Source organism: Nocardioides agri (assembly GCF_013778305.1).
GTDB lineage: Bacteria > Actinomycetota > Actinomycetes > Propionibacteriales > Nocardioidaceae > Nocardioides > Nocardioides agri.
This window is the reverse complement of the sequence record NZ_JACEIC010000002.1, coordinates 250285-262798: the sequence shown is the minus strand read 5'-3', so window position 1 is coordinate 262798 and position 12514 is coordinate 250285. Positions and strand designations below refer to the sequence as shown.

Annotated in this window: 12 protein-coding genes; all 12 read left to right on the top strand. The window is 71.7% G+C overall.

The window, feature by feature from the left end; all coding sequences use genetic code 11:
* Nucleotides 1–241 precede the first annotated feature (241 nt).
* The 12 genes from HZF07_RS05800 to HZF07_RS05745 all read left to right on the top strand — a co-directional run bounded on the left by HZF07_RS05800 (nucleotide 242) and on the right by HZF07_RS05745 (nucleotide 12511).
* Nucleotides 242–1477 (top strand): cytochrome P450, encoded by a 1236-nt coding sequence (locus tag HZF07_RS05800; RefSeq protein WP_157340168.1) that lies wholly within the window; start codon nucleotides 242–244, stop codon nucleotides 1475–1477.
* Nucleotides 1478–1493: 16 nt separating this feature from the next.
* Nucleotides 1494–1697: a ferredoxin gene (locus tag HZF07_RS05795; protein ID WP_157340167.1), complete on the top strand. Its 204-nt coding sequence runs from the start codon at nucleotides 1494–1496 to the stop codon at nucleotides 1695–1697.
* A complete protein-coding gene (locus tag HZF07_RS05790; RefSeq protein ID WP_181644851.1) occupies nucleotides 1694–2632 on the top strand; it encodes an acyl-CoA thioesterase in 939 nt (312 codons plus the stop codon). Before HZF07_RS05795 ends, HZF07_RS05790 begins: the two co-directional genes overlap by 4 nt.
* Before the next feature lie 8 nt (nucleotides 2633–2640).
* Complete coding sequence (locus tag HZF07_RS05785; RefSeq protein WP_157340166.1) at nucleotides 2641–3534, top strand: SDR family NAD(P)-dependent oxidoreductase; 894 nt, start codon at nucleotides 2641–2643, stop codon at nucleotides 3532–3534.
* A complete protein-coding gene (locus HZF07_RS05780; protein WP_181644850.1) occupies nucleotides 3531–5075 on the top strand; it encodes a long-chain-fatty-acid--CoA ligase in 1545 nt (514 codons plus the stop codon). The genes HZF07_RS05785 and HZF07_RS05780 overlap by 4 nt, the downstream gene beginning before the upstream one ends.
* Nucleotides 5072–6229: an acyl-CoA dehydrogenase family protein gene (locus HZF07_RS05775; protein ID WP_157340164.1), complete on the top strand. Its 1158-nt coding sequence runs from the start codon at nucleotides 5072–5074 to the stop codon at nucleotides 6227–6229. The genes HZF07_RS05780 and HZF07_RS05775 overlap by 4 nt, the downstream gene beginning before the upstream one ends.
* 2 nt (nucleotides 6230–6231) lie before the next feature.
* Nucleotides 6232–7422: an NAD(P)/FAD-dependent oxidoreductase gene (locus tag HZF07_RS05770; protein WP_157340163.1), complete on the top strand. Its 1191-nt coding sequence runs from the start codon at nucleotides 6232–6234 to the stop codon at nucleotides 7420–7422.
* Entirely contained in the window at nucleotides 7422–8213 is a 792-nt protein-coding gene (locus HZF07_RS05765) for an enoyl-CoA hydratase/isomerase family protein (RefSeq protein ID WP_157340162.1), read from the top strand. Before HZF07_RS05770 ends, HZF07_RS05765 begins: the two co-directional genes overlap by 1 nt.
* The gene (locus tag HZF07_RS05760; RefSeq protein WP_157340161.1) at nucleotides 8200–9357 is read left to right on the top strand and encodes a CaiB/BaiF CoA transferase family protein; all 1158 of its coding nucleotides are present in this window, start codon (nucleotides 8200–8202) and stop codon (nucleotides 9355–9357) included. The genes HZF07_RS05765 and HZF07_RS05760 overlap by 14 nt, the downstream gene beginning before the upstream one ends.
* A 300-nt stretch (nucleotides 9358–9657) precedes the next feature.
* A complete protein-coding gene (locus HZF07_RS05755; RefSeq protein WP_157340160.1) occupies nucleotides 9658–10965 on the top strand; it encodes an ABC transporter substrate-binding protein in 1308 nt (435 codons plus the stop codon).
* A 68-nt stretch (nucleotides 10966–11033) separates the two neighbouring features.
* Nucleotides 11034–11798 (top strand): ABC transporter ATP-binding protein, encoded by a 765-nt coding sequence (locus HZF07_RS05750; RefSeq protein WP_157340159.1) that lies wholly within the window; start codon nucleotides 11034–11036, stop codon nucleotides 11796–11798.
* On the top strand, nucleotides 11795–12511 hold the full coding sequence (locus tag HZF07_RS05745) for an ABC transporter ATP-binding protein (RefSeq protein ID WP_157340158.1): 717 nt from the start codon (nucleotides 11795–11797) through the stop codon (nucleotides 12509–12511). The genes HZF07_RS05750 and HZF07_RS05745 overlap by 4 nt, the downstream gene beginning before the upstream one ends.
* The last annotated feature ends 3 nt before the right edge of the window (nucleotides 12512–12514 follow it).

Genomic DNA, 12514 nt, shown 5'->3' with positions numbered 1-12514 from the left:
CACTTATAGGTACCCGGCCGACGGATTGTCAAGATCGCGCGGCGCATTGCCATGTAATTCCCAGTTCGACAGACATGGCAGAACACAGATTCGCGCCTTCGTGACGCTCGACCGGGCGCATGTGCGCTCCCGAGCCGGAATCGACGGGCGGCGTTGGCTTGACAGCGACGACAAGAAGTGAATTATGGTTAGGGTCACGTCCATCCGGGCGTTTGTCAGAGTTCGACCCCTGGGAGCCCTCATGCTGCACACCGGTGACGCACCCGCCTACCCGATGCCGCGGGACGCCGCGCGTTGCCCGTTCGACCCGCCGGCGGAGCTCGCCGAGATCCGGGACACCGACGGCATCCGCCGGGTCCAGATCTGGGACGGCAGCCGGCCCTGGCTGGTCACCCGCCACGCGGACATCCGCGCCGTCCTCAGCCACCCGGCGATCAGTGCCGACATCGACAACGAGGGCTATCCGCACCAGTCCGCGGCCATCCGCGCCCGCAGGTCGCGCGCGAAGACGTTCTTCACCGCCGACGGTGTCGAGGAGCACGACGAGCCGCGCCGCGTGCTCGCGCGCGAGTTCACGGCCAAGCGGATGCAGTCGCTCCGCGAGGTCATCCAGGGGGTGACGGACCGGGCCATCGACGAGATGCTCGCCGGCGAGAAGCCGGCCGACCTCGTCGAGAAGCTGGCGCTGCCCGTGCCCACGGTGATGATCTGCGACCTGCTGGGCGCTCCAGACGTCGATCACGCCCGGGTCCAGGACCTGACCAAGGTCTTCGTGGCTGCCTCCTCGACGCCGGCTGACACCACCGCCGCTGCGGAGGAGCTGCTCGACCTCATCGGGGGCCTTCTCGACGAGAAGGCCCAGGCGCCCGGCGACGACCTGCTCAGCCGGCTCGCCACCGAGCAGCTCGTTCCGGGCCTGCGCACCCGCGAGGAGCTGTCCCGGATGGGCCTCCTGCTGCTCACCGCCGGCCACGAGACCTCGGCGAACATGATCGCCCTCGGCACGGCGGCGCTGCTGACGAACCCCGACCAGCTCGCACTGATCCGTGACGCGGAGGACCCCGCGGTCGCCGCTGGGGCGGTGGAGGAGCTGCTCCGCTACCTGACGATCGTGCACAGCGGCCTGCGTCGGGTGGCGATCGAGGACCTCGAGGTCGCGGGCACCACGATCCGCCGCGGTGAGGGCGTCATCCTGGCGCTCGGCCCCGGCAACCGCGACGCTGCGGCGTTCGCCGACGGCGAGCACGCCGGCCCCGACAGCCTCGACATCACGCGGCCGGCCCGCCACCACCTGGCCTTCGGCTTCGGCGTGCACCAGTGCCTCGGCCAACAGCTCGCCCGCGTCGAGCTGCAGGTCGTCTTCTCCACCCTCTTCCGCCGGATCCCGACGCTCGCTCTCGCGCAGCCGCTGACCGACGTCCCGTTCAAGACGGACATGTCGATCTACGGCGCGCACGAGCTGCTCGTGACCTGGTGACGAAAGGAGCAACCCCATGAAGATCCACATCGACGAGGACAGGTGCGTCGGAGGCGGGCAGTGCGTGCTCGCGGCCCCGGAGGTGTTCGACCAGCGCGACGACGACGGCATCGTCGTGCTGCTGCAGGAGCAGCCGGCCGACGACCTGGACCACCAGGTCCGCGAGGCCGCGCTGCTGTGCCCCGCGCTCGCGATCACCCTCGAGGAGACCGCTCCGTGACGTCCCCTGTCGGACCGGCCGTCCTCGGCACTGCCTCCGCGCTCGCCGACTGGCTGGACGTCCAGGAGGTCGACCCGGACCGCTACACCGCGTGGTGCCACGGGGGTGCGCCGCTGCGGGCGATGGGCGGCCTGGTCGCGGCACAGGCGCTGACGGCCGCCGGGCGCAGCGTCGACGCCGGACGCGTCGTCCACTCGCTGCACGGCTACTTCCTGCGCAGCGGTGACACCCGCCGCCCGGTCGAGTACGCCGTCGAGCGGCTCCGGGACGGACGCAGCTATGACGCCCGTCGGGTCGTCGCCTCGCAGGGGGGCGAGCCGGTCTTCACCCTGGCCGCGTCCTTCAAGGCGCCGGAGGGGCCGGACGCCGGCCCGGAGCGGCAGCCGGCGATGCCCGAGGTGGCGCCGCCGGAGGAGCTGGTCGACGCCTGGCAGGTGTGGTCGGAGATCCATCCGTCCTCCTACGAGACCTCGCCGTACGCCCACGTGACCCAGCTGCGCGTCGTGCCGGTCGAGGAGACCGGCGCCGACCGGGCCGGGGAGATCCGTCAGTGCGTCTGGATTCGCAGCGCGCACCCGCTCGGAGACGACCCGATGCTGCACGCGTCGGCCCTGACCTACTGCTCGGACATCAGCCTCGCGCAGACCGCGACGCTCGACCACGACGTGCTCTACCCGCTGCGCCAGGCGCCCTCTCGGCTGGCCCTGGCGTCGATCGACCACGCGGTGTGGTTCCACCGTGCGTTCCGCGCCGACGAGTGGCTGCTCTTCGTCCAGCGAAGCCCCTCGGCAGGCGACGGTCGAGGTATGAACCATGGCGAGTTCTGGACCCGCGACGGGGTCCTGGTCGCCTCGGCCGCGCAGGAGTCGGTGCTGCGCACCGTGCGGAGCCGACCCACGAACGAAGCGGTCTCCGGACCGCCGAACGAGAGGTGAGCACGACCATGGGACAGCTGGAGGGCCGCGTCGCGGTCGTCACCGGCGCCGGCACGGGGCTCGGGCGCGAGCATGCCCTGCTCTTCGCCGCGGAGGGCGCGGCCGTCGTCGTCAACGACCTGGTGGGCGCCGACGAGGTCGCCGAGGAGATCCGGGCTGCGGGCGGAAGGGCGGTCGGCGTGGCGGCGAGCATCGCCGAGATGGCCACCGGAGAGCTGCTCGTCGCCACTGCGCTGGAGCACTTCGGCGACCTGCACGCGATCGTCAACAACGCCGGGGTCGTCCGCGACGCGATGGTCTGGAACATGACCGAGGACGAGTTCGACCTCGTGCTCGACGTGCACCTCAAGGGCACCTTCTCGCTCACCCGCGCGGCGGCGCGCCACTGGCGCGACCGGGCCAAGGCGGGCGAGCGGCTGGACCGGTCGATCGTCAACACGACCTCGGCCGCCGGCCTGCACGGCAACGTCGGTCAGTGGAACTACGCGGCGGCCAAGGCCGGGCTCGCCGTCCAGGCGACCGTGGCGGCCCAGGAGCTCGGTCGGTACGGCGTACGCGCCAACGCGATCTCGCCGGCAGCGCGCACCGCGATGGTGACGTCGGCTCCGGCGCTGGCGGCTGCCGTCGCGGCGCCCGAGGACGAGGAGGCGTTCGACCGGTTCCACCCGCGCAACGTCTCCCCGTTGGTCGCCTACCTCGCGAGCGCCGACTGCCCGTTCACTGGACAGGTCTTCTCGGTCACCGGCGGACACGTCGGCCTGTACGCCGGCCACTCGGTGGGGCATGTTGCGGAGACGGACCAGGGATGGACGGTCGCCGAGCTGGCCGACGTCATGGGGTCCGGCGACTTCCCCAGATCTATCGAGGTGCGGACGCCCCAGCTGCTCAGGAGGACATCGTGAATCTCACCCACGCACTGCACCGGGCCCTGCGTCTGTGGCCCGACCAGGTGATGACCGTCGACGGTGACCGGGTGCGCACCACGCGCGAGACGGTCGACCGGGTCGCGCGGCTGGCCGGCGCGCTGGCCGGCGCCGGCGTCGCGGAGGGCGACCGCGTCGCCATCGTCGCCGTGAACTGCGACCGGCACCACGAGGTGATCTTCGCCAGCTGGTGGGCCGGAGCGGTCGCCAACCCGGTGAACACCCGGTGGTCGGCGACCGAGATCGCGTTCGCGCTCAACGACTCCGGCAGCGAGGTCGTCTTCCTCGACGACAGCTTCGTCGCGATGGGACCCGAGCTGCGCCGGCGCGTGCCGGGCCTCCGGGTCCTGGTGCACTGCGGTCGTGGCGAGGTCCCGGAGGGCATGGTGGCCTACGAGGACTTCGTCGCCGGGGGCGAGCCGCTCGAGGACGCCCGCCGCGACGGTGACGACCTGGCCCTGCTGCTCTACACCGGTGGCACCACCGGCACGCCGAAGGGCGTGATGGTGACGCACCGGTCGTTCGGCACCTCGTTGCTGAGCTACCAGATCGCGGGCTCCTCGGTGAAGCCTGGCGGCACCACCATGCTCACCGCGCCGCTCTTCCACATCGGGGCGCTGCTGAGCTGGTACGCCCAGACGATCCTGGGCGGCAGCCTGGTGTTCGTGCCGGGCTTCGTGCCCGAGCAGGTCCTCCGCACCATCCAGGACCACGGCGTCACCAGCTGCGCGCTGGTGCCGGCGATGATCCAGCGCCTCTACGAGCACCCCGACTTCGACTCCTACGACGTCAGCAGCCTCGAGTTCATCGGGTACGGCGCGGCCGGCACGCCGCAGAGCCAGCTCGAGGCGGCACTGAAGCACTTCCCGACCACGAGCCTCGTCCACGTCTACGGCATGACCGAGACCGGAGTGCTCACGTCGCTCAGTGGCGAGGAGCACCGGCGGGGTGGACCGCGGCTGCGCTCGGCCGGGCTGCCGACCCCGATGGTGGAGCTCGCGGTCGTCGACCCGGAGGGCAACACGCTGCCGCCGGGCGCCGTCGGCGAGGTCGTGACCCGCGGCGACCACGTGATGGCTGGCTACTGGAACCAACCGCAGGCGACCGCCGAGGCGCTGCGGGACGGGTGGCTGCACACCGGCGACGGCGGCTACCTCGACGAGGACGGCTACCTCTACATCGTCGACCGGATCAAGGACATGATCATCACCGGCGGCGAGAACGTCTACTCCGCCGAGGTCGAGAACGCCCTGGCCTCGCACCCCGCCGTCGAGACGAGCGCCGTCATCGGCCTCCCCGACGCCGAGTGGGGCGAGCGCGTCCACGCGGTGGTCGTCCTGCGCGACGGCTTCACCGCCACCGCGGAGGAGATCCGCGCCCACGCCAAGACCCTGATCGCCGGCTACAAGGCCCCGCGCAGCGTCGAGTTCGTCCCCGCGATGCCCGTGTCGGGCACCGGGAAGATCCTCAAGCGCGAGCTGCGTGCCGCCCACGACACCTCGCAGGAGCAGACCTCATGAAGCGCACCGTCTACGACGAGGACCAGGAGTCGTTCCGGCTGGTCATCCGGGACTTCATCGCCAAGGAGGTCGTGCCGCACTACCCGGACTGGGAGCAGGCGGGCCTGCCGCCCCGCGAGCTGTTCACCAAGCTCGGCGAGCTCGGCGTCACCGGCTTCGGCATCCCGGAGGAGTACGGCGGGCCCGGAGACATCAGCTACAAGTACTCGGCCATCATCAGCGAGGAGAGCGCCCGCGCCGGCATCATGCTCGGCCACTACGGCCTCAGCACCGGCATGGTGCTGCCCTACCTGCTGACGCTCGCCACCGACGAGCAGAAGGCCCGCTGGCTCCCCGGCATCGCGGCCGGTCACATCGTCCTGTGCATCGCGATGACCGAGCCCGGCACCGGGTCGGACCTCGCCGGCATCCGCACCTCTGCGAAGCTGTCCGAGGACGGCACGCACTACGTGCTCAACGGCGCCAAGACCTTCATCTCCGGCGCCCGCAACTCCGAGCTCTGCGTGGTCGTGGCCCGCACGGCGCCGGCGACGGCCGACGACCGCCGGGGCGGCCTGAGCCTGCTGGTGGTCCGCACCGACAGCTCCGGCTTCGCGTACGGGCGCAACCTCGACAAGATCGGGCTCAAGGCCAGCGACACCAACGAGCTGTCCTTCACCGACGTCCGGGTGCCGGTCGAGGACCTGCTCGGCGAGGAGGGCAAGGCGTTCTCCTACCTCGGCCAGAACCTGCCGCGCGAGCGCCTGGTCGTCGGCGTCGACGCCGTCTCCCGCGCCGCGGCGGCTGTCCAGCTGGCGAAGGACTATGTCCTCGAGCGGCACGTCTTCGGCAAGCCCGTCGCCGCCTTCCAGAACACCAAGTTCGTGCTCGCGGAGTGCGACACGGAGGTGCTGGCGACGCAGGCCCTCGTCGACCGGGGCATCGAGCTCGAGCACCAGGGCGACCTCACGCCCGCCGACGCGGCACGGATCAAGCTGCACGCGACCGAGATGGCCGGCCGGGTCGTCGACAAGTGCCTCCAGCTGCACGGCGGCTACGGCTACATGCGGGAGTACCCCATCGCCCGGCTGTACGCCGACATCCGGGTCAACCGCATCTACGGCGGGTCCAGCGAGGTCATGAAGACGATCATCGCCAAGGACATGGGGTTGTAGGCATGAGCCTGTCGAACGTGGTGGTCGTCGGTGCGTCGGCCGCCGGTCTCACCGCGGCCGAGACCCTGCGCCGCGAGGGGTACGCCGGTCGGCTGACCATGGTGGACGCCGAGCCGCACCCGCCGTACGACCGGCCGCCGCTGTCCAAACAGTGGCTGCGCGGTGACTGGGAGCGCGAGCGGCTCGCCCTGCGACCCGCGGACGCACTGGCCGGGCTCGATGCGGAGTGGCGGCTGGGCGCGCGCGCCGAGCGGCTCGACCTCACCGCCCGCCGCGTCCGCCTGGTCGGCGGCGACGCACTCGAGTTCGACGGCCTGGTGGTCGCGACCGGGGTCCGACCGCGCCGTCTGCCGTTCGGCGCCGACCTGGACGGCGTCCACGTCCTCCGCACCGTCGAGGACGCCGACGCGCTGCGCGCCGACCTCCTGTCCGGTGGCCGCGTGGTCGTCGTCGGTGCGGGCTTCCTCGGCAGCGAGGCGGCCGCTGTCGCCCGCGAGCTCGGCTGCGAGGTCTCCGTCGTCGACCCGCTCAGCGCTCCGATGGTGCGCCAGCTCGGCGCGCGCATCGGTGCGCGCGTGGCGCGGCTCCACCGCGAGCGAGGCGTCGACGTGCGCTGCGAGACCGGCGTCTCCGGCTTCTCCGACCGTGAGGGGCGGGTCACCGGGGTCGTGCTCTCGGACGGCGAGGTGCTCGCGACGGACGCGGTGCTGGTGGCGATCGGCGCGGAGCCCGTCGTGGATTGGTTGCGCGACAGCGGCCTGGCCCTCGACGACGGCGTGGTCTGCGACGAGTACTGCCGAGCCGCGCCCGGGGTGGTCGCCGCAGGCGACGTCGCGTCGTGGCCGCACCCGGCACTCGGCCGGGTGCGACTCGAGCACCGGATGAACGCCACCGAGCAGGGCATGGCGGCCGCCCGGACCCTCCTGGGCCAGCGCGAGCCGTTCGCGCCCGTGCCCTACTTCTGGAGCGACCAGTTCGACGTGCGGATCCAGATGTACGGACGGCCGATCGGCGCCGACTTCACCGTCGTCGAGGGCGACGCGGACGACGGCCCGTTCGCGGCCGTCCAGCACGACGAGGCCGGGCGGCTGACCGCCGTCGCGGCCTGGAACATGCCCCGCCAAGCACGCACCCTGCGCCAGCAGCTCGTCGAGCAGCTGCGCGACCACCCGCCACTCGTGAGGACCCCCTGATGACCGACACCGTCGTGTACGAGCAGGAGGGCGGAATCGCGACCGTCGCGATGAACCGCCCCGACCGCCGCAACTCCTTCACCATCGAGATGGCCGACGGCCTGCTCGCGGGGCTGGAGCGGGCCGAGAACGATCCCGATGTGCGCGCGGTGATCGTCGCGAGCACCGGCAAGGACTTCTGCGTCGGTCGCGACAACGCCGACACCGACCCGCCGCCGTACCCCCCGGGCGACCACCTGCAGGGCCGCACGAAGCTGCTGCACTTCGCTCGGCTGGTGACCTTCCTCTACGAGATGAACACCCCGACGATCGCCGAGGTCCGAGGCGGCTGCGCCGGCGCCGGTCTCTCCTTCGCGCTCAACTGCGACCTCCGCTACGCCTCCGACACCACCGTCATGAGCACCGCCTTCGTCAAGGTCGCCTTCGGTGGCGACCTCGCGGCGCCGTGGCACCTGACGAAGCTCGTCGGCCCGATGCGCGCCAAGGAGCTGATGCTCCTCTCGCCGAAGATCCGCGGGCAGCAGCTCCGGGAGTGGGGGCTGGTCACCGAGGTGGTCCCCGACGCCGAGCTCGCCGCGCGGGTGCGGGAGGTCGCCGCCCAGGTGGCGTCGTACTCGACGTACGGCGTCGCAGCGGCCAGGCGCAACCTCCAGGCGGCCATGAGCCTGTCGCTGGGGGACTACCTCCCGCTCGAGGCGGAGCAGTACGCCCTCTGCGCGTCCTCGCCCGACGTGGAGGAGGCGCGGCTCGCGTTCGTGGAGAAGCGGGCGCCGAACTATGCCCGGGCCTGACGCGCCGCGCGGCGGTCCGCTCGCCGGGGTACGCGTCCTCGAGCTCGGCGGCATCGGCCCCGGTCCGTTCGCCGGCATGCTGCTCGGCGACCTCGGCGCCACCGTCATCCGCGTGGACCGCCCGGCCGAGGCAGGGGAGGAGAGCACCCACCCGGTGCTCTTCCGCAACCGTCGGTCGGTCACGATCGACCTCAAGCACGCCGCAGGGGTCGAGGTCGCGCTGAGACTGGCCGAGAACGCCGACATCGCGATCGAGGGCTTCCGCCCCGGGGTCGCGGAGCGGCTCGGGATCGGGCCGGACGAGATGCTCGCCCGCAACCCGCGACTGGTCTACGGCCGGATGACGGGGTGGGGGCAGTCGGGCCCCCTGGCCGACGAGCCCGGGCACGACATCAACTTCCTCGCCCTCACCGGGGTGCTGCACGCGATCGGCGCGGCCGAGCAGCCAGCCGTCCCGTTGAACCTGGTGGCGGACATGGGCGGGGGCGGCATGCTCCTGGCCCTCGGCGTGCTCGGCGGGGTGCTCAGCGCCCGCGCCACCGGACGGGGCCAAGTGGTCGACGCGGCGATGACCGACGGCTCGGCCACCCTGCTCGCGATGGTGCACGGTTTCATGAACCAGGGACGGTGGCGCGACGAGCGCGCGAGCAACTCCATCGACGGCGCGTCCCCGTCCTACGGCACCTACAGGTGTGCGGACGGCCGGCACGTGGCCCTCGGCGTCGGCGACGAGCGCTCCTACCGCGTGCTGCTCGACGTGCTCGGACTCGCCGACGACCCGGACTTCGCCGACCGGGCGGACCGCGCTGCCTGGGCGCGGATGCGCAAGACGCTCGGCGACATCTTCGCGCGCCGGGAGCGCGACGAGTGGGAGCAGGTCTTCGCGGGCCGCGGCGCCTGTGTGACGCCGGTGCTCTCACTCACCGAGGCGTCGGCCCATCCCCACAACGCGGCGCGCTCGACCTTCCTCACGGGCCCGGGCGCCGCGATCGCGCCGGCGCCGGCGCCGCGGTTCTCCGCGACACCGTCGGGGACCCCGCGTCCGGCGCCCGCCGTCGGGGCGGACACCGATGCGGTGCTGGGCGAGGCCGGATACGACGCGGACGTGATCCGCGCGCTCCGGGCCAGCGGCGTCATCGCGTGACGCCGGAGTTGACGAGCACAACTGCTTGACACCAGCTGTGACCCTACTTACCCTAACGGTCATTCACATAACGCGACCTCCCGATCGGGGCGGCCGCCGCGCATGAAGTACGACGATGCCCCGGCGTTGGCGCACACCTACTCGCCGAGCCGGCGTCGTTCTCGGGGCACCACAGCATCGACCAGCCAGAGATCAACTCCAAACGGATAGTCACTTTGCCTCGCTCTGACGGTGCGTTGACCGATCACCCTCGGGTTGGGTCTGTCGGCGCCGCAGGGCTCCACGAAGGGAATGCCAGGAATGAAGAGCAACAGCCGGCTCAGCGTGCTGGTCGCCGTCGTCGCGGTCGCCGCGACCGCCGCGGCCTGCTCCAACGCGGACGCGGGATCGAAGAGCACCGGGGGATCCGACGCCAGCGGCGCCTTCGAGGTCAGCACGAGCAGCTGCCCGCCGGAGGCCACGCAGGCGCTCGGCGACGGGGAGCCTCTCAAGGTCGGCACGGTGTGGCCGCTGTCCGGGCCGTACGCCGCGCTGGGGGAGCCGATCGTCGCCGGCATGAAGACGGCGCTGGCCAGCGTCAACGCCGATGGTGGCATCGACGGCCACCAGGTCGAGCTGGAGGCCGAGGACGACGGCTACGACCCGTCGAAGACGCTGCCGGTCGTCACCAAGATGATCCAGCAGGACAAGGTCTTCGCCACGGTGGCGCAGGCCGGCACGCCCAACGTCGCCGCGGTCCAGCCGCTGTACGAGCAGAGCTGCACCCCGCAGCTCTTCGTCGGGACGGGCGCGCCGCAGTACGGCGACCCCGCGAACCACCCGTGGACGATCTCCGGTGCGATGGCGTACAACACCGAGGCTGACGCATGGGCCGACTACCTCAAGCAGGAGAAGCCCGGCGCGAAGGTCGCCTACCTCGCGATCGACACCGACGGCGGCAAGGCGTACTCCGACGGGTTCGAGGCTGCCGCGAAGGAGGATGGGCTCACCGTGGTGGCGAGCGAGAAGGTCGCGCCCGACGCCGCGACCGTCGAGAACCAGGTCACCAACCTGCTGGCCGCCAAGCCGGACGTCATCATCCTGATGTCCGTCGGCGCGTCGTGCGCCAAGGCCATGGGGGCCATGGCCGCCGGCGGCTTCAAGGGCACGACCATCGCGGCGTACACCTGCGCGGCAGCGGCGATCTTCCCGGTGCTCGGCCAGGCCGCCCAGGGCGCACTGGCGGTGGCGGTCAACAAGAACGTCACCGACGCCAGCGACGCGGACATCCAGAAGTTCCGTGACGACATCGCGAAGTACGGCGAGGGCACGGAGCCGAGCGACGACGCGCTGTCCGGCTACCGCTACGCGATGGTCTTCGTCGAGGCCGCCAAGGCAGCGGCCGAGCTCGACGGCGGTCTGACCCGGGCCAACCTCATGGACGCGGCGTGGAACCTCGACAGCCAGTGGTTCGCGTCCGTCGGCGGCGCGGCGCGCACCGACGGCACGAAGGACGCCTACGCGCTCGAGACCGGCCAGATGGTGTCCTGGGACGCCGCCAAGAAGGAGCTGGTCCCGGTCGGAGAGCCGATCGACCGCGAGGGCAAGACCGCCGCGTTCAGCGGCTGACGTGCGCCCCGGGGGCGGCGCCAGCCGCCGCCCCCGGGCAACCCGTTCGACGGACAAGGGACATGGACATGGCACTACTGGCGGTCGACGACGTGACGGTCCGCTTCGGCGGCATCGTCGCTCTCAGCGACCTGTCGTTCGAGGTCGAGCGGGGTCAGATCTGCGGGCTGATCGGCCCGAACGGTGCCGGGAAGACGACGCTCTTCAACTGCGTCAGCCGGGTCTACCAGCCCACCAGCGGCTCGATCTTCTTCGACGGTGAGGACCTGCTCTCGGTCCCGGCCTGGAGGACTGCCGCGAAGGGCATCGCCCGGACGTTCCAGAACCTGGCGCTGTTCCCTACGATGACGGTCGCTGAGAACGTCATGGTCGGCGCCCATGCCGCCTCCCGGCAGAACTGGTTGACCGCGGCCCTGCGGCTGCGCACCCACCGCGAGGACGACCAGCTGCGCTCGCAGGCGTGGGAGCTCCTGACCTACCTCGGACTGCAGGACATCGCGTTCCGGCCCTGTGCCGGGCTGCCGTTCGGCACGCTCAAGCGTGTCGAGATCGCGCGTGCGCTCGCCGCGCGGCCGCGACTGCTGCTGCTCGACGAGCCGGCGTCCGGCCTGACCCACGCCGAGGTCGCCGAGCTCGCCGACACCCTGCGCGCCATCCGCTCCGACTTCGACCTGACGATCCTGCTGGTGGAGCACCACATGCAGATGGTGATGGGACTCTCCGACAACGTCGTCGTGCTGGACTTCGGCAAGAAGATCGCCGACGGCACCCCGGCCCTCGTCCGCGAGGACCCGGCCGTGGTCGAGGCGTACCTCGGGAGCGGTGTCGCATGACGCTCCTGACGGTCGAGGGCCTCGAGGCGTCGTACGGCCCGGTGCGCGTGCTGCACGGCATCGACCTGACGGTCGAGCGCGGCGAGGTCGTCGTGCTGCTGGGCGCCAACGGCGCTGGCAAGACGACCACGTTGCGCGCGCTGTGCCAGCTCCCCGGTCTGAGCACCAGCGGCCGGGTCGACTTCGACGGGCGGTCCCTGGTCGGATGCCGCACCGAGGAGGTCGTCCGCCGCGGGATCGCGCACGTGCCCCAGGGCCGGGGCACGTTCCCCGAGCTCAGCGTCGAGGAGAACCTCGATGCAGGCGCCTACCTGCGCCGCGACCGGCGCGAGGTCCGCCAGGACATCGAGCGCTGGTACGACACCTTCCCCCGACTCGCTGACCGGCGCCACCAGTCGGCCGGCACGCTCTCCGGCGGCGAGCAGCAGATGCTGGCGGTCGCCCGCGCGTGCCTCAGCCGTCCTCAGCTCCTGCTCCTGGACGAGCCCTCGCTCGGGCTGGCGCCCTTGGTGATCCAGCACCTGTTCGAGATCTTCGCGGAGCTCAACCGCAGCGACGGGACCACGATCCTCGTGGTGGAGCAGAACGCGACGCTGGCGCTCTCCATCGCGACGCGTGCCTACGTCATCGAGTCAGGGCAGATCGTGCTGACCGGGCCAGCCGCGGAGCTTCACCACGACGACGGTGTCCGTCGCGCCTATCTCGGGTTCTGAGGA